Source organism: Roseburia rectibacter (assembly GCF_014287515.2).
In the GTDB taxonomy this organism is placed as follows: Bacteria; Bacillota; Clostridia; order Lachnospirales; family Lachnospiraceae; genus Roseburia; species Roseburia rectibacter.
In genome coordinates, this window is record NZ_CP092473.1 from 2,300,888 (window position 1) to 2,318,006 (window position 17,119).

Sequence of the window (17,119 nt, forward strand, 5' to 3'; positions counted from 1 at the left end):
ATATATAAAAAAGAATTTTCTTATTACAAAAAAAGCAAGCGGAACTTTTCAGAAACCACTTGCTCTTATCTGTCCGGACTTCCGGAAGTTATAAGCCAATAGTCGGACTCGAACCGACGACCTACGCATTACGAATGCGTTGCTCTACCAACTGAGCCATATTGGCAATTAATGTGGACTGTCTTTTGACTTGCGCCACACTCGACTAGTATATACATATATTATAAAAAATGCAATACCTTTTTTATATTTTTTTCTAAATTTTTGCAATATTTTATTTTCTATTGACTTTTCCTATGAAATGCATAAAATAATCTTGTTTACTTATTGTAAACAAAACATATATTTTTACAGTTACTATAAAACATCGCAGAAATGAGGATTATTATGGATATCGGAAAGCGTATGAAAGAACTGCGTATCCAGTATGGCCTGACACAGCAGGAACTCGCCGACCGCTCCGAACTGACCAAGGGATTTATTTCCCAGTTGGAACGTAACCAGAACTCTCCGTCTATTGGTACACTGCTCGATATCATACAGTGTCTCGGCACAACACCTGCCGAATTCTTTACGGACGAAGAACCGGAACAGATCGTATTTGAAAAAGATGACTATTTTGAAAAAATCAGTGAAGATGGAAATAAAATGATCGAATGGATCATTCCAAATGCACAGAAAAACAGTATGGAACCGGTACGCCTTACCTTAAAACCCGGCGGCTCCTCCGACACACACCTGCCACATACAGGGGAAGAATTTGGCTATGTATTAAAAGGAACTGTGCGTGTACTATATGGTGGAAGGGCTTATACCGTCCGCGCTGGCGAATCTTTTTATTTCCAGGCCGGTAAAAAACATCGTCTGGAAAATAATGGAAACCGCGATGCCATCTTAATCTGGGTATCTACGCCGCCGAGTTTTTAATTTTATCATGTAACCACTTAGAAAGGGATCATGTTTCTTCTGCTACCAATTAAGAAACGTTTTGAACACAAATGAGCAAAAAACTAATTAATCTGACAGGTATTTCAAAATCTTACGGCGACCATGTCGTATTAGATGATTTAAATTTATATATCCGTGAAAATGAATTTATCACACTTCTCGGTCCATCCGGCTGTGGAAAAACAACCACCCTTCGTATCATCGGCGGTTTTGAGACACCGGATGCCGGCAGTGTCATTTTTGACGGCAAAGATATCACATCATTACCTCCAAATGAGCGCAATTTAAATACTGTTTTCCAGAAATACGCACTTTTCCAGCATATGTCGATTGCAGAAAATATTGCATTCGGACTGCGTATTAAGAAAAAAAGCAAAGAATATATCAATGATAAGATCCGTTACGCCTTGAAGCTGGTAAATCTTGAAGGATTTGAAAACCGCTCTATCGACTCATTAAGCGGCGGTCAGCAGCAGCGTATCGCGATCGCGCGTGCCATTGTAAATGAGCCAAAAGTTCTTCTTTTAGATGAACCGCTCGGTGCTCTCGACCTAAAGCTCCGTCAGGACATGCAGTACGAACTGATCCGTCTGAAAAATGAGCTTGGCATTACATTCGTATTTGTTACCCACGATCAGGAAGAAGCACTTACCATATCTGATACGATTGTCGTTATGAATCAGGGTTACATCCAGCAGATCGGCACCCCCGAAATGATCTACAACGAACCTGTCAATGCATTTGTGGCTGATTTTATCGGTGACAGCAACATTATAAACGGAACCATGATCAAAGATAAGGTCGTGGAAATTTTAGGTGTAAAGATTCCATGTGTTGACGAAGGTTTCGGATGCAATACTCCGGTTGATGTCGTGATCCGTCCGGAAGATGTTGAGATCACGGAACCTGGCGCCGGTTTTATGGATGGTGACATTGTCTCTATTATATTTAAAGGTGTACACTATGAGATCAGTATCATGGCAAATGGTTATGAATGGCTTGTCCACACGACGAAAATGTATCCGGTCGGCACACATGTCGGCATCAACGTGATCCCGTTTAATATCCAGATCATGAACAAACCGGAATCTGAGGACGAGGAGGCTGTAGAGATCGATGCGTAAATTAGGCAGACAGCTTTTAGCAGGACCTTATCTTGTATGGATGATCGGATTTATCCTGCTGCCGATCGTTATTATCTTATATTATGCTTTTACAAACGCTTCCGGTACATTTACCTGGGATAATATTGCAGCGATCGCAGATCCGGTGCATGTAAAATCCATCCTGCTTTCCCTGAAACTCGGATTTTTCTGTACAATAGTCTGCCTGCTGCTTGCCTATCCGCTCGCCATTATCCTAAACAGTTTTCATTTTAAGCATCAGAGTTTCGTTGTATTTTTATTTGTACTTCCAATGTGGATGAACTTTATGCTGCGCATCCTTGCCTGGAGACTTTTACTTTCTAACAACGGTATCGTAAATGCCCTGTTTGGTTTCTTCGGTTTCGGTCCGGTAAAAATGTTAAACACACCGACTGCCGTTGTTTTCGGTATGGTATACGATTTTCTGCCGTTTATGATCCTGCCGATCTATAACTCCATGGCGCGCATCAAACTGGATGTCATTGAAGCTGCAAAAGACTTAGGAGCTGATTCAAAAATCGTACTGCTCCGTATTATTTTTCCGCTGACTCTCTCTGGTGTCATCAGTGGGATCGTAATGGTCTTTGTTCCGGCTCTCACATCTTTCGTGATCTCCGATCTGCTCGGTGGCGGTAAAGTGCTCTTGATCGGAAATGTCATTGAACAGGAATTTATGCAGGGAAGTAACTGGAACTTAGGTTCCGGGCTTTCCGTAGTACTTATGATTTTCGTCATCGCAAGTATGGCGGTCATGAATATCTTCGATAAAGATCAGGGAGGAACTGCTGTATGGTAAAGAAGGCTGCATCCCGCATTTATCTTGCGGTCATCTTTTTATTTTTATATCTTCCGATTCTTGTTTTGGTCATTTTGTCTTTCAATAATTCCAAATCAAGAGTTGTATGGGGTGGATTCACTTTAAAATGGTACGCTTCCTGTTTTACAGACGAAACGATCATGAATGCACTGACCATGACACTTCAGATCACATTCGCTGCCGCAGTACTCTCAACCCTGATCGGCACACTTGCTGCCATCGGGATCAGTGCCATGAAAAAACGTGGCACAACCCTGATGCTCGGTGCAACCAATATCCCGCTGTTAAACGCAGACATTGTGACCGGAATATCCCTCATGCTGCTTTTTGTAAAATTTTTAAATCTTGGATTTGTGACAGTACTCATCGCACATATTACATTTGATATTCCATATGTAATTTTGAATGTACTTCCAAAATTAAAGCAGATAAACAGAAACACATATGAAGCTGCCTTAGATCTTGGTGCCTCCCCGCTTTATGCCTTTTATAAAGTAACCTGGCCTGACATCAAATCCGGTGTATTTTCTGGATTTTTAATGGCAGTTACCATGTCGCTGGATGATTTTTCCATCACCTTTTTCACGAAAGGAGCCGGTGTAAATACGCTTTCTACTATGCTCTATACAGAACTTCGGAAAGGTGTACGTCCGGAACTTTATGCACTTTCCACACTGTTGTTTTTTGCTGCATTTTTGCTGCTTTTTATTATGAACCGCAGATCTGATAAGACAAACTGATATCTTTTTGGTGTGGCAATCTCTGCAAATATATTTTATTACTGATACGCCGTATTATCCGGCAGAACGCGAGGCTTTCATGAAAAAATATATGATTTTTCCGTTATTATTTTTGAGCACCCTTTTTATGGCAGGATGCGGAAATAAAGACACCGCTGATGACAATTCGCTGGTTGTTTTAAATTATGGAAAATATATGGACAGTTCTGTTTTAAAATTGTTCGAACAGGAAACAGGCATTCACGTCAAATTAGAGGAATACGAAAGTCCGGAAGAAATGTATACCAAATATAAAGCCGGTTCCATCGGTTATGACTTAATCTGCACTTCCGACTACATGGTAGAACGTCTGATCTCCGAAGGAGAGGCAAACAAAATCGACTTTGATCACTTTTCTTATTACCAGAATATAGATCCGTCGATCATTGATGCTGCAAGGATTTTTGACCCGGATGCATCCTATTCCATGCCATATTTTTATGGAACACTTGGTATCCTCTACAATACCACAATGGTCACAGATGACGAAGTATCGTCCTGGAACATTCTGTGGGATGAAAAGTACAAAGATTCCATTATCATGCAGAATTCTGTCCGCGATTCGTTTGTACCGGCTCTTCGCCTGTTAAATTATGACATCAACACAGAAAATGAAACGGAACTAAATAACGCAGTAGATCTTTTGATCAGGCAAAAACCGCTTGTCTACGCCTACTACGTAGATGAGACCGCTGATGAGATGGCCGCCGGCAATGCAGCAATGGCGCTGGTTTATTCCGGGGAAGCTGCCACTGCGATGGAATTAAACGATGATCTCTCCTATACAGTTCCAAAAGAGGGTTCGAACCTATGGATTGATTCCTGGTTTATGCCAAAGAGCTGCAAGAATCAGGAAAATGCCGAAAAATTTCTTGATTTTCTGTGCCGCGAGGATGTAGCTATGACTAATTTTGATTATGTCTGCTATGCCACACCCAATCTCGCCGTGATTGATGCGCTAGATGATGAAACCTTAAGTGATACCACGATTTTTCCACCACAGGAAACTTTAGATAACTGTACTGTGTACAAACAGTTTGACGAATCTACAATCTCTCTTTACAGTTATCTCTGGAAAAAATTAAAATCCGAATAATTTTTTCTTGCATTTGTAGTATGTATATGATATAGTAAGTCCACGCAGTTTTTTGCGTGGACTTTCCCCATTTATAGGCAGTAATATCTTCTCCTGCACCACAGGTATATCTCATATAACTCAGACATATCTGTATTTACAGGAGGTCATTATGACATATCAGACATTTAAACAGCAGATCAGACAATCTTTACAGGACGCATTCGGTTCTGATGTTTCCATTATCCTGCAGGATATTTTAAAAAATAACAATACCCACTTAGACGGTCTGACCGTTTTAACTCCGGGCTGTAATATTTCACCAACCATTTATCTGAATGACTACTTCCGCGAATATGAAAAAGGCCGATCTTTTCCTGATATCTGCGCCGAAATTCAAACGATCTATCAGCAGAACAAGCCTTCCCACAGTGTTGACATTTCCTTTTTCACATGCTATGAGAAAGTACAGTCCCGCATTATCTTTAAGCTGATCAATTACGAGCGCAACAAAGCACTGTTATCTGACGTTCCCCATTTCCGCTTTCTCGATTTAGCGATTGTGTTCAGCTGTCTGATCAGTATTTATCCCGACGATATCATCGAGTCTTTTTCGGAAGAAAATAACCCTGCCACTGACTCTTTCACACACGCAGGGAGCTCTGCCACGATTCTGATCCACAACCATCATCTTTCTTTCTGGGATATCACAAAAGATGATCTTTATGCACTCGCATGTAAAAATACACCGGCTCTTTTGCATTATGAACTTCGAAATATGAGTGACGTACTAAAAGAACTTCTTTCCGGTGACGACAGTGCTGCTCTCCTCGCTCCGCCGGCGCCTTTTCCCATGTATGTGCTTTCCAACCATACAAAATTAAACGGCTCTGCCTGCATTCTGTATCAGGATCTGTTAAAAAACTTCGCAGACCGCTTAAGAAGTGATCTCTACATCCTTCCAAGCAGTATCCACGAAGTTCTTATCATTCCTGTCAGTTCTTTTTCCTTACCATCTGATCCTCTGCTTTCATCCGGGAATAAAACCAGGGATACCACACAGGAATCCTACCGGGAGCTTTCGGAAATGGTATGTGAGGTCAATTCCACCCAGCTATCTGTGGAAGATATTCTCTCTGACCATGTATATTATTATTCAAGAGAAAGCAGCCGTATTACCATGTAAATTTCGTCATCAGACCATCATATAGTTTTTCATACTCTACAACCGATGCATTCCAGGAGAAATCCTGACTCATGCCATGTTTTACCAGTATATCCCAGTCATTTTTATGCTGATAAAATACAGATATCGCATAGCGGATCGTTTCTAACATCTCGTGCGCATTATAATTTGCAAAAGAAAATCCTGTTCCCTCTTTTGTATATTCATTGTACGGAATGACGGTATCCTTAAGTCCTCCCGTTTCACGTACGATAGGAACAGTACCATAACGAAGACTCATTAACTGGCTTAAACCACACGGTTCAAACAAGGACGGCATCAAAAATGCATCACAGGAGGCATAAATCTGATGTGCGAGTTCTTCTGAATATCCGATATGTACTTTCATCTTATCCGGATATTTTCCTGCGAAATAAGACAGCATATCCTGATAGCGTGCCTCCCCGGTCCCCGCCACAACAAACTGAACACGCTCCGTACTGAGCAGCTCATCCATGATATATGCGATCAGATCAAAGCCTTTCTGATCTGTCATACGCGATACCATGCCGATCAGAAATACATCTCCATCCACAGGTAAGGAGTCATTTTTCTGCAGACGCGCCTTGTTGAGCGCTTTTCCTTCTTTATAATTCATTTCATTATAATGATTGGACAGATAGATATCTTTCTGTGGATCATACTCAGTATAGTCAAGACCATTCAATATGCCGGAAAGTTTGTTTCTGCACGCATACATAAGCCCTTCTAATCCTTCGCCTCCCTCCGGTGTAGTGATCTCATAGGCATAGGTCGGACTGACGGTAGTGACCGCATCTGCATAGACCACACCGCCTTTTAAGTAATTTGCCTCACCGTAAGACTCTAACTTATCCGATGTAAAAATCTGCTCCGGCAATCCGGTAATATCCATAACAGCAGGCAGTTTCCATCTTCCCTGAAACTTCAGATTATGAATCGAAAATACCGTCTTTATACCTGTATAGTATTCCTCATCCCCATATAAAGTCCGCAAAAATACCGGGATCAGTCCTGTCTGCCAGTCATGACAATGGATGACATCCGGACAGAAATCCAGATACGGCAATGCCTCCAACACTGCCTTTGAGAAAAATGCAAACTTTTCTACATCCTCATAAATATTGTTATATGGTGCATTTCCGGCAAAATAAAATTCATTGTCTACCAGATAATAGGTAATTCCATCGTACGTTGTTTCAAAAATGCCGACATATTGTTTTCTCCAGCTTAAATTCACATAAAAATGGCATAAAAAATGAAGCTGTCCTTTCCACCGTTCATCCATGCAGACATATTTTGGAAGAATAACCCTTACATCATAATTCGTCTTATCAAAATATTTCGGCAATGAGCCTGTTACATCTGCAAGTCCACCGGTTTTCATAAAAGGCACAGCTTCTGAAGCCGTAAATAATATTTTTTTCATGTCATAAACCCTCCAGCCCCAAAAATTTATTTTTCTATAAACTTTTGAAAATCTAAAGAATATTATAACTCTTTTTCGCTTTTCTGAAAAGTATTAATACATTTTATGTTCCAGTCTGATACGATCCGTGATCAGTGCAATAAACTCTGAATTGGTCGGTTTTCCCTTTCCATTGTGGATCGTATAGCCAAACATCTCATCAATTGTATCCATTTTCCCCCTGCTCCATGCAACTTCAATCGCATGGCGGATTGCTCTCTCCACTCTGCTTGACGTCGTCTGATACTTCTTTGCAATGGTCGGATAAAGGATCTTTGTGATAGAATTCAGCATCTCCATATCATTTACGGACATAACGATAGCATCCCTTAAATACTGATATCCTTTGATATGTGCCGGAACACCGATCTCATGGATGATCTCCGTTACGTCTGCTTCAAGACTGCGTTCACTGACCGGTTCTGCTTTCTCATATGCGTTTATCTTGCGTTTTTCCATTCCCGGTACACTGCGGTTTTTGATCCGTTTGATCCGGTCAATGATCATATCATTGTCAAATGGCTTCATAATGTAATAAGATGCCCCCATATTGATCGCATCTTCCGTGATACGATCCTGTCCGATCGCACTGATCATGATAAATGCAGGGTGTTTTTTTATTGTTTTATCCTTGTTCACACGGCTAAGTACTCCAAGTCCATCCAACTTTGGCATCACAATATCGAGAAGTACGATATCAGGTTCTTTTGTTTTTATCACACGATAAGCTTCCTCACCGTCTTTTGCTGTCCCCACCACATTCAATTCGTCATCACTTTCGATAATATCTCCTAATAACTGTAACATTATCTCATTATCATCAGCAATTGCTACACTTAATTTTTCCATTTCAAGCCCTCCTGTGACAAAAATCATAAATTATTTGCAATTTGATGATACTTATTTCCGGTCAGATTATTTGTCGAATGTAGTCGTCAAGCGCAAAAAACACATAAAATATGGATTATTCTACAATAATACGGAATCCATCTCTTCCATTTTCTTTTACTTCATACAATGCTTTATCTGCATGTTCGATCAGGCTGTTCCTGTTCTCCTGTTTGTCCGGCAAAAAGCTGGCATATCCCTGGGAAATCGTGACCGTCACCTGTCTGCCTGAACCCTTATCTTCTATATGTAACTGTTGTAAATTTTCTTTGATCGTCCGGGCAATTCCTGTAATTACATCTTCCTCGCCATTCTGGATCATTAAGACAAACTCATCTCCGCCATATCTGTATGCCTTCCCGCATCCTGCCACGGCTGCTTTCAATACATCTGCAACCAGCTGCAGACAACGATCCCCCTGAATATGTCCATATGTATCATTGTGCTGTTTAAAACAATCAATGTCAAGTATGCCTACCGCAATCTTTTTGCCTGTCTTTATTGCCTGACCGATCACATCCACAGCATCTTTCTCTAACATGTACCGGTTGCCCAGTCCGGTCAGCGCATCCTGATTCGAACGTATCTCTGCATGTCTACGCTGTTCTTCTTTTTCCTGAAGTTCAATCTTTAAATCGATCGCGCGTGCACGTTCCTCATTATCCGCTTTTTTCTGCTGCTGTGACACTTCTACGTAATGAATACACAGCTTCACATATTGCTCTGTGTCACCGAGTTCTTTATAGTACTCTAACCACATTTCTGTAAGCAGCATTTCATAATAAACGCTGTGCTGCTTTTTAACATACTGTTCAAACACCAGAATAACTTTCTTCCACTTGTCAAACTCACGCATATCCTTTAACAATGCACACAAATCACTCATGTCTTCAATATAATCTGCTGCATTTGAATCATCAATGCCGCCTTTGATCAATTCGTCCAGATGCTCATATACATATTCTTTTCTTCCAATGCTCCAGTAAAGTCTTGATTTCAATGTCAGATACGAGTAATAATACATCCCATCCATAACATCTTTGCTGCATTTTTCTAATTTAACAAGCTCCTCACATGCATCATCCAGCCTGTCAAGCTCTCCATATGATTTCATCAGATTCATATGTGTAATCAGATATCTTATCTGAAAATTTTCATTCTCCGTATCCGTAACTTTTTCAAGTTCATCAGCAGACTTTTCAAAATAATCAATCGCTTTCCCATGCTGCTGCAGTTCCTGATATCTCGATCCTATGTTATTATAGGCTAATGCCAGAACTGACGTTACGCCATGTCTTTTCGAACATTCCAGTACTTCCAGATAACAATCCATTGCTGCTGATTCATTGCCAAGCGAAATATAGATAACGCCCATCATGTTCTGCGCATATGCGTACTGTTCGTAATTCTTTTCTGTCTGATATATATCAATTGCATTCTGCGTTAACGCTGCTGCCTTATTTAATTCTTTTGAAAAGAAGGCAGTCCGGCCTTTTTCCATATATTCTGCTGCTAATTTCTCTGTTTCACTCTCTGAATACATGTGTTCACCTACTTATGCAAACTGTTAATTTGCTTTAATAATATCATATTTAATTATGATAGGAAAGCATTTTCTCAACGAATATCCCATATCCCCTGGTCGGATCATTCACGAGCACATGAGTCACTGCTCCGATCAGTTTTCCATCCTGTATGATCGGGCTTCCACTCATTCCCTGTACGATTCCTCCCGTCAATTCCAATAGCACAGGATCCGTAACCCGGATCAGAATTCCTTTATTTTCGTCATTCCCCTTATAATCAACGCTTTCCACCATTACTTCATACTTTTTACTTTCCCCGGAAACAGATGATACAATAAATGCGCTTCCAATCCTGATATCCTGTTTATAACGCACTTCATAGCACTCACCTGTTTCTAACCACTTCAAGTTTCCATTCAGGATGCCATGAATGCCAAGATCTGTATTTTGCATGATCGATCCTATTTTTGTATTGTCTCCATACTGGATAATACCGGAAAGTTCTCCGGGAGTTCCCACTTTTCCCTTTTTTATGCCTACAATGTCCGTATGGTAAAGATATCCCTCCGACATATTCATGATCGTTCCGGTATCACTGTCACTTACCGCATGTCCAAGTGCCGCATAAGTTCCATCCGGCTTATAATACGTAAGTGTACCCACTCCCGCAAGATCATCCCTGACCCAGATACCAAGCATGTATTTTCCGCTGACACTTTTAACCGGATCTAAGGAAACTTCAATGTATTCTTCGCCACGCATGATTCCAAGAACATCTTTTCCCCCACCTGCCTCATTCACTGCTGCTGCAAGATCTTCCTTCTCATTAACTGCCTTTCCGTTTACACTTACAATATAATCCCCGCTTTTTACAAGATTTTCTGATGGTTTTACCTCACGTCCATCTATCTTTTCAACTTCTCCATTTCCTATTACAAGAACACCCTTTGTTTTTGCATAAATCCCAACCGGCATTCCACTTGCATAAACGGTTTCCGGCTCCACCAGCATGACCGTGATGTCCTTAACAGGAAAAATTCCAAATAATCTACAGTTCACACGATACGTAAGCGTTGAATCTTCTGTCAGATAATCAAATACCTCCGTGCCATCCTGCTTTAATACAATGCTGACCGGTACTTTAAAATCATACGATACTGTTTCTCCTGCCCTCACATATATCTCATCCGGAACAGCATTCTGAAATGATCTCACAGCAAAAATCAGTGTCAAAAAGAATCCCATACAGGTAAGATTTTGTATAATTTTATAATAAGCACTTATTTTTTTCATTTTTTCTCTCCTGTTTTACCCATATTTCGCAAAAAAAAGAAGATATCCTGTTTTTGATATCTCCTTTTTATTATATGTGCTTTTTTCTTTTTCACGCTGTTATTTATCCAAACTGTACTGCCACTTCTTTACAATCCAGCCTCTTTTTGGAATTTTTATTTTTTCTTTTTTAAAGCAAGCTCTTTCATTTCTTTCGCACTCTCTCTTACCTTATCCGTGATCTCGACACCTCCAAGCATACGTGAGAGTTCATCCACGGTCTCTGCAGGATCAAGCATTCTGATCTTCGATACTGTTGAACCGTTTGAGACAGCTTTTTCGATCAGATAATGTGCATCTGCCATCGCAGCGATCTGCGGAAGATGTGTGATACAGATGATCTGGTGTGTACGTCCTAAAAGGTTCATCTTCTCAGAAACCATCTGTGCAGTACGCCCGCTGATCCCGCTGTCAATCTCATCAAAGATCAGTGTCTCAACCTCATCCTGATCGGCAAGCACTGTTTTTATTGCGAGCATGATCCTCGAAAGTTCTCCACCAGATGCTACTTTTCCGAGAGGACGCACCGGCTCACCCGGATTGGTAGAGATCATAAACTCTGCGTCATCATACCCGTTGGCAGTATAACTTGATAACACACCAAACCGCATTTCAAACACAACATCCAAAAAATTCAGATCTTTCAATGCGTCTGTCACTGCAGCAACCAGTTTATCTGCATGTTTTTTACGGACAGCAGACACTGTCTCACATTTTTTCTGCAGATTTTTCTCTGCACTTTTTACTTTTTCTTTCAGATCAGCCAGATAAGTATCATAATCCTTTAAATGAAGCAGACGTTCCTGTTTTGCTTCGCATGCGTTTAAGATTTCCTCAATGGAACTGCCATATTTTGACTTTAAATGGTTGATCTCATCTAAACGCTTTTCCAGCTGATAAAATGTTTCTTCGTCAAAATCCGTATCTTCCAGATAATCTGCGATCTCACGGTTAAAATCGTTGAGCAGATTGTCGATCTGTGTCAGCATCTCTTCCATATCAGCAATTTTATCATCATATGCAGATACACCTGAAAGCTCTCTTAGTGCCCGTCCGGTCAGTTCCGATGCCTGATCATTTCCTCCGGTATACTGATATGCCTGATTCAGTGCTTCCACGATCTTTTTTCCATTGATGAAACGCTTATACTGTGTCTCTAATTCTTCATCTTCGCCTATGGTAAGCCCTGCTTCTTCAATCTCACCAACTTCATATTCCAGAAAAGAGACCTCCCTTAAGCGTTCTTCTTCATCCACATCCGCTTCGTTTAACTCTGCTACAAGTCTTTTATATTCCTTGTACGCGTCTGCAAGCTCCTTTTTCGGCCGTTCAATCTCTTCCTTTGCATAACTGTCAAGAATCTCTAAATGCTTTTTTTTCGATAAAAGAGACTGGTGCTCGTGCTGTCCATGAATATCGATCAGAACTGAGGCGATCTCTTTTACTTTTGAAACAGGCACACTTTCTCCATTAATCTTTGAAACACCTCGTCCACCAGTGATCTTACGGCTTAAGATAACCTCATCGTCCTCAATCTCCACCTCAAGCTGTTCTAAAAGCATTTTCTGTTTTTCTGTAACAGAAAAAATAAGCTCCACAAGTGCTGTTTTTTCCGGATCACGCAGCATCTCTTTTGAAACCTTTCCTCCAAGTGCAAGATTGATCGATCCGATGATAATGGACTTTCCGGCTCCCGTCTCACCGGATAAAATATTTAACCCCTCTTCAAAATCGACCTCCGATTCATCAATCAGTGCTAAATTTTTCACATGTAGATTTTGTAACATAGAATCTCCTTCCTGCGCTCTCACGCGCATTCTCTCCCGGAAGTATCTCCTTTTTTCTGATAGCCTGTTATTCTTCTACAATCTTGCGCAACCGTCCCATTACTTCAACAGTTTCCTGTACACTTCTGACTGCACACATAATCGTATCATCCCCTGCGATGCATCCCACCACTTCATGCAGATGCATAGCGTCTAATGCCGCAGCCACCGCCATTGCCATTCCTGAAACGGTCTTTATCACAAGGATATTCTGTGCCATATCCATGGAAACAAATCCATCACGGAATACCCTTGTATATTTCTCGGACAGATCTTCATTTGCCTCCATCAGCGCAACATACTTCTGCCTGCCCCCGTTGATTGCGACTTTCGTCAGCTTTAACTCCCGAATATCCCTTGAAACCGTTGCCTGAGTTACCTGATACCCTTCTCTCTCTAAGTAATCTGATAATTCCTCCTGGGTTTCAATGTTATTCTTTTTTATCAGTTCAAGTATTTTTTCCTGTCTTTTTGTCTTCATACTTTCTCCTGTTCTAAAGATAGATCCACTATTATGTATAAGCACTCATCTTTCTGCGCAGTATTTCAAGAAAACTCTCACTGCTTAATTTGCAGATCTTAGCCGTATCTTCTGCCCTGCGCACCACAAAACGGTCACCAACTTCCAAACGCACTTTGCTGTCTCCGTCAAAGCTGACTTCTACCATCTCGTCTTTCTGCGACCGGCGCTTTCCAAGTTCTACGGTAACCTCCTCATCTGCACTGATCACAATACTTTTTGAACTTAGATTATGATCATTGATCGGTGTGATCAGCATCATCTGTGCCTTCGGATCCACGATCGGGCCACCCGCAGACATATTATACCCGGTTGAACCGGTCGGCGTCGATATAATAATTCCATCAGCGCGGAATGTATTCAGATACTCCCCATTGACATAAACGATCAGATTTACTACCGAGAGTGCCCCGGTTCGGTGAATTACCACATCATTGAGTGCAATATCCGCAGACAGGATCTCTCCGTTTTTGATTCCATATCCACCAAGCATCATCCGCTCCTCGACCATGTAATCATCTTTCATGAGTTTGTCAACTGCCTCAAATACATCCTTTTCTTCAAGTTCGCACAAATATCCTAATGTTCCAAGATTGACACCGATCAAAGGCAGCCTGCTCTTTACCAAAGCTGCTGCAGCCCGGATCAGCGTGCCATCCCCGCCAAGCACTAAAACGCCCTGTGTGTCCGCAGGAATGTTTTCTTTATGTGGTGCCGCCTCCCCCGGTGTCTCTCCATTACTGAAAAAAACACTGCAGAAACCACCTTTATTTTCGATATATTCTTTGATGCGGTTCGTCAGTCTTGCCTCTGCGTCCTTATAATAGTTTGTAATGATCAGAAAATTTTTCATTTATTTATCCAGTTCCCCATGTGCAGCTTCTACCACTTTTTGTACATCGACGTTTTCTTCCATGCCTGCCTGTTCCACATCCTGTTCTTTCTTTAAATGCACCAGATATTCAATATTTCCCTCCGGTCCCTTGATCGGCGAATATTCAAGATGAAGAACCGAAAATCCGATTGAAATGGCAAACAAAATAACTTTATCGATTACTTCCTCATGAACGGATTTGTCACGTACAACACCTTTTTTTCCTACTTTTTCTCTTCCTGCTTCAAACTGTGGTTTGATAAGACAGACCATCTCACCACCATCTGCAAGCAGTTCTCTTGCCGGTCCAAGCACCTTTGTCAGTGAAATAAATGAGACATCAACCGATGCAAAATCCAGCACATCATCAATATCCTGTGGTGTCACATAACGGATATTTGTTTTTTCCATACAGACTACTCTCGGATCCTGCCTTAACTTCCATGCAAACTGACCATATCCGACATCAACAGAATATACCTTTTTTGCGCCATTTTGAAGCATACAGTCTGTAAATCCTCCGGTCGATGCCCCGATGTCCATACAGACCTTATCATTTAACTCTATATCAAAATGTGTCATTGCTTTTTCAAGTTTCAGACCACCTCTGCTCACATACTTTAACGTATTTCCTTTTATCTCGATCTTTGCTTCCGTATCAAACATGGAACCAGCCTTGTCCTCGCGCTCATTCTCTACGAACACATTGCCTTCCATGATCATTGTCTTCGCTTTCTCCCTGGACGGTGCCAGTCCTCTGTTTACCAACAGTAAATCCAATCTTTCTTTCAATGAATCTGTATCCTTTCTGCCTTATAATGGATGATAAACTTCTTTGATCCGTTTTAATATAGTATCCGCATCAATACAAACTTCGTGGTAGAGAATATCAACATTTCCATGCTCCACATACTCATCCGGAATCGCAATGTTGAGTACATTCACATAAATCCCCTGTTCATTATAGAACCTTGTAATATGTTCTCCAAAGCCGCCATTTATGACATTCTCTTCCATAGTGACTATAAGTGTATGTTTTGATGCAGCTTCCATTAACATCTGTGTATCTAATGGTTTCGCAAAACGGGCATTGATAAGACTTGCCGGAATCCCTTCTTCCTTTAATGCCGCATGCACAGTCTCGGCCGTCTTAACCATTGATCCTAACGCCACAAGTGCAATCTCCGATTCGCGGTAAATCCATTCGCTTCTGCCAACGGATATCGGCTGCCTGTATTCTTTCAGTCCGTCATATGCCTCTCCCCGCGGATATCTTACCGCAACCGGCGTTGGAAAATCAACGGCATATTTGATCATATCAGAAAGCTCCCATTTGTTTTTTGGCGCCATGATCGTCATATTCGGAATCGTAGACAGGTAAGATATATCAAAAATACCCTGATGCGTCTCTCCATCACTGCCTACAAGCCCTGCCCGGTCAATTGCAAAAACAACCGGCAGATTCTGAATACACACATCATGCAGAATCTGATCATAGGCACGCTGCAGGAAAGATGAATATACCGCAAATATCGGTTTCAATCCCGCTGCTGCAAGTCCGGCAGCAAATGTGACTGCATGCTCCTCCGCAATTCCGACATCAAAGAAACGATCCGGGAACATATTATGAAACCGTTTCAGACCCGTACCATCCGTCATTGCCGCCGTAATAGCTACTACTTTTTCATCGCGGTCACCGAGTTTGCGCATCACAGTCGAAAAAATATCTGTGTAATTTGCTTTTACTCTCGGTCGGCTTGGCAATCCGGTTTCAATATCAAACGGCTCTGTCCCATGAAATCTTGCCGGATGACGTTCTGCCGGCAGATACCCTGCACCTTTATGCGTCAGGACATGCACCATAACCGGTCCTTCAATATTAGATGCTTCTTTCAGCAGCCGCAATATTCCCTTCATATCACTGCCATCAACAGGGCCTAAATAAATAATTCCCATCTCTTCAAAAAGCATGCCCGGAATAAACAGTTGTTTGATCCCGCTTTTCGTCTTCCGGATTCTCTCTACCATTTTATTTCCATAAACCGGAATCTTATTCAGGGAATTCATGACACCCATTTTCAGATCCAGATAAGCGTCTGCTGTACGGAAACCGGATAAATAGGTTGAAAGTCCTCCGACATTTTCAGAAATAGACATATTGTTATCATTCAGCACAATAATAAAATTTGTTTTCAGCTGTGCCGCATTATTTAAAGCCTCAAAAGCCATACCTCCGGTCAGTGCCCCGTCTCCGATTACAGATACTACTTTGTAGTCCTCGCCCGAAATTTCTCTGGCATGGGCATAGCCAAGTCCTGCCGAAATTGAAGTAGAACTGTGTCCCGTATCAAAACAGTCACAATCACTCTCTTTTCTTTTGGGGAAACCGCTCATCCCGCCATATTTGCGGAGTGTATCAAAGTTATCCTTCCTCCCTGTCAGAAGTTTATGCGTGTAAGACTGATGACCAACATCCCAGATCAGCTTGTCCTTTGGCAGATCTAAAAACAGATGAAGTGCCATAGTAAGCTCTACAACCCCCAGATTCGATGCTAAATGTCCACCGGTAACCGATATTTTCTGAATTAAAAATTCGCGGATCTCATCCGCTAATATCGCCAACTCTTCCTCACTGAGTTCTTTGATATCATTTTCTTTTTTTATTTTTTCCAATATCATACTGACTTCCTCTGTTTCCCGGTTCTCTTTTCGTACCG

The 17,119-nt window shown here is 41.4% G+C and carries 15 protein-coding genes and 1 tRNA gene; 6 read left to right on the forward strand and 10 right to left on the reverse strand.

Annotated elements, in window-relative coordinates:
• Window positions 1–93: 93 nt before the first annotated feature.
• A tRNA-Thr gene (locus tag H8S51_RS10875) sits at window positions 94–166 on the reverse strand.
• 221 nt (window positions 167–387) lie between these two features.
• Here H8S51_RS10875 and H8S51_RS10880 point away from each other — a divergent pair.
• From H8S51_RS10880 to H8S51_RS10905, 6 genes are all read left to right on the forward strand, one after another.
• The gene (locus tag H8S51_RS10880; protein WP_186898704.1) at window positions 388–927 is read left to right on the forward strand and encodes a cupin domain-containing protein; all 540 of its coding nucleotides are present in this window, start codon (window positions 388–390) and stop codon (window positions 925–927) included.
• Between the two features lie 71 nt (window positions 928–998).
• Window positions 999–2,072, forward strand: coding sequence for an ABC transporter ATP-binding protein (locus tag H8S51_RS10885; protein WP_186898703.1), 1,074 nt, complete (start codon window positions 999–1,001; stop codon window positions 2,070–2,072).
• A complete protein-coding gene (locus tag H8S51_RS10890; protein ID WP_186898702.1) occupies window positions 2,065–2,889 on the forward strand; it encodes an ABC transporter permease in 825 nt (274 codons plus the stop codon). Before H8S51_RS10885 ends, H8S51_RS10890 begins: the two co-directional genes overlap by 8 nt.
• The gene (locus H8S51_RS10895; RefSeq protein WP_186898701.1) at window positions 2,883–3,650 is read left to right on the forward strand and encodes an ABC transporter permease; all 768 of its coding nucleotides are present in this window, start codon (window positions 2,883–2,885) and stop codon (window positions 3,648–3,650) included. The genes H8S51_RS10890 and H8S51_RS10895 overlap by 7 nt, the downstream gene beginning before the upstream one ends.
• 79 nt (window positions 3,651–3,729) lie before the next feature.
• A complete protein-coding gene (locus H8S51_RS10900; RefSeq protein ID WP_186898700.1) occupies window positions 3,730–4,785 on the forward strand; it encodes an ABC transporter substrate-binding protein in 1,056 nt (351 codons plus the stop codon).
• Window positions 4,786–4,936: 151 nt separating this feature from the next.
• Window positions 4,937–5,950, forward strand: coding sequence for a DUF5688 family protein (locus H8S51_RS10905; RefSeq protein ID WP_186898699.1), 1,014 nt, complete (start codon window positions 4,937–4,939; stop codon window positions 5,948–5,950).
• Here H8S51_RS10905 and glgA read toward each other — a convergent pair.
• The 9 genes from glgA to dxs form a co-directional block, all read right to left on the reverse strand.
• On the reverse strand, window positions 5,940–7,397 hold the full coding sequence (gene glgA / locus H8S51_RS10910; protein ID WP_117918976.1) for a glycogen synthase GlgA: 1,458 nt from the start codon (window positions 7,395–7,397) through the stop codon (window positions 5,940–5,942). The genes H8S51_RS10905 and glgA overlap by 11 nt on opposite strands.
• A gap of 93 nt (window positions 7,398–7,490) precedes the next feature.
• Complete coding sequence (gene spo0A, locus H8S51_RS10915; RefSeq protein WP_015520632.1) at window positions 7,491–8,285, reverse strand: sporulation transcription factor Spo0A; 795 nt, start codon at window positions 8,283–8,285, stop codon at window positions 7,491–7,493.
• A 115-nt stretch (window positions 8,286–8,400) separates the two neighbouring features.
• Window positions 8,401–9,867 carry a GGDEF domain-containing protein gene (locus tag H8S51_RS10920; RefSeq protein WP_241070683.1) on the reverse strand — a complete coding sequence of 489 codons (1,467 nt, stop codon included), beginning with the start codon at window positions 9,865–9,867 and terminating at the stop codon, window positions 8,401–8,403.
• 49 nt (window positions 9,868–9,916) lie between these two features.
• Window positions 9,917–11,143 carry a SpoIVB peptidase gene (gene spoIVB / locus H8S51_RS10925; RefSeq protein WP_117918978.1) on the reverse strand — a complete coding sequence of 409 codons (1,227 nt, stop codon included), beginning with the start codon at window positions 11,141–11,143 and terminating at the stop codon, window positions 9,917–9,919.
• Window positions 11,144–11,298: 155 nt separating this feature from the next.
• Window positions 11,299–12,969, reverse strand: coding sequence for a DNA repair protein RecN (recN, locus tag H8S51_RS10930; RefSeq protein WP_186898698.1), 1,671 nt, complete (start codon window positions 12,967–12,969; stop codon window positions 11,299–11,301).
• Between the two features lie 67 nt (window positions 12,970–13,036).
• Window positions 13,037–13,489 carry an arginine repressor gene (gene argR / locus H8S51_RS10935; protein ID WP_117918982.1) on the reverse strand — a complete coding sequence of 151 codons (453 nt, stop codon included), beginning with the start codon at window positions 13,487–13,489 and terminating at the stop codon, window positions 13,037–13,039.
• 31 nt (window positions 13,490–13,520) lie between these two features.
• Window positions 13,521–14,381, reverse strand: a complete 861-nt coding sequence (locus H8S51_RS10940) for an NAD(+)/NADH kinase (protein ID WP_117918984.1) — start codon at window positions 14,379–14,381, stop codon at window positions 13,521–13,523.
• Entirely contained in the window at window positions 14,382–15,194 is an 813-nt protein-coding gene (locus H8S51_RS10945; protein ID WP_117918986.1) for a TlyA family RNA methyltransferase, read from the reverse strand.
• Window positions 15,195–15,215: 21 nt separating this feature from the next.
• Complete coding sequence (gene dxs, locus H8S51_RS10950; protein ID WP_186898697.1) at window positions 15,216–17,081, reverse strand: 1-deoxy-D-xylulose-5-phosphate synthase; 1,866 nt, start codon at window positions 17,079–17,081, stop codon at window positions 15,216–15,218.
• Between the last annotated feature and the right edge of the window lie 38 nt (window positions 17,082–17,119).

Coding starts and splice junctions, on each gene's coding strand:
- H8S51_RS10880 (WP_186898704.1), top strand. CDS start 388: ATGGATATCGGAAAGCGTATGAAAGAACTGCGTATCCAGTATGGCCTG.
- H8S51_RS10885 (WP_186898703.1), top strand. CDS start 999: ATGAGCAAAAAACTAATTAATCTGACAGGTATTTCAAAATCTTACGGC.
- H8S51_RS10890 (WP_186898702.1), top strand. CDS start 2,065: ATGCGTAAATTAGGCAGACAGCTTTTAGCAGGACCTTATCTTGTATGG.
- H8S51_RS10895 (WP_186898701.1), top strand. CDS start 2,883: ATGGTAAAGAAGGCTGCATCCCGCATTTATCTTGCGGTCATCTTTTTA.
- H8S51_RS10900 (WP_186898700.1), top strand. CDS start 3,730: ATGAAAAAATATATGATTTTTCCGTTATTATTTTTGAGCACCCTTTTT.
- H8S51_RS10905 (WP_186898699.1), top strand. CDS start 4,937: ATGACATATCAGACATTTAAACAGCAGATCAGACAATCTTTACAGGAC.
- glgA (WP_117918976.1), bottom strand. CDS start 7,397: ATGAAAAAAATATTATTTACGGCTTCAGAAGCTGTGCCTTTTATGAAA.
- spo0A (WP_015520632.1), bottom strand. CDS start 8,285: ATGGAAAAATTAAGTGTAGCAATTGCTGATGATAATGAGATAATGTTA.
- H8S51_RS10920 (WP_241070683.1), bottom strand. CDS start 9,867: ATGTATTCAGAGAGTGAAACAGAGAAATTAGCAGCAGAATATATGGAA.
- spoIVB (WP_117918978.1), bottom strand. CDS start 11,143: ATGAAAAAAATAAGTGCTTATTATAAAATTATACAAAATCTTACCTGT.
- recN (WP_186898698.1), bottom strand. CDS start 12,969: ATGTTACAAAATCTACATGTGAAAAATTTAGCACTGATTGATGAATCG.
- argR (WP_117918982.1), bottom strand. CDS start 13,489: ATGAAGACAAAAAGACAGGAAAAAATACTTGAACTGATAAAAAAGAAT.
- H8S51_RS10940 (WP_117918984.1), bottom strand. CDS start 14,381: ATGAAAAATTTTCTGATCATTACAAACTATTATAAGGACGCAGAGGCA.
- dxs (WP_186898697.1), bottom strand. CDS start 17,081: ATGATATTGGAAAAAATAAAAAAAGAAAATGATATCAAAGAACTCAGT.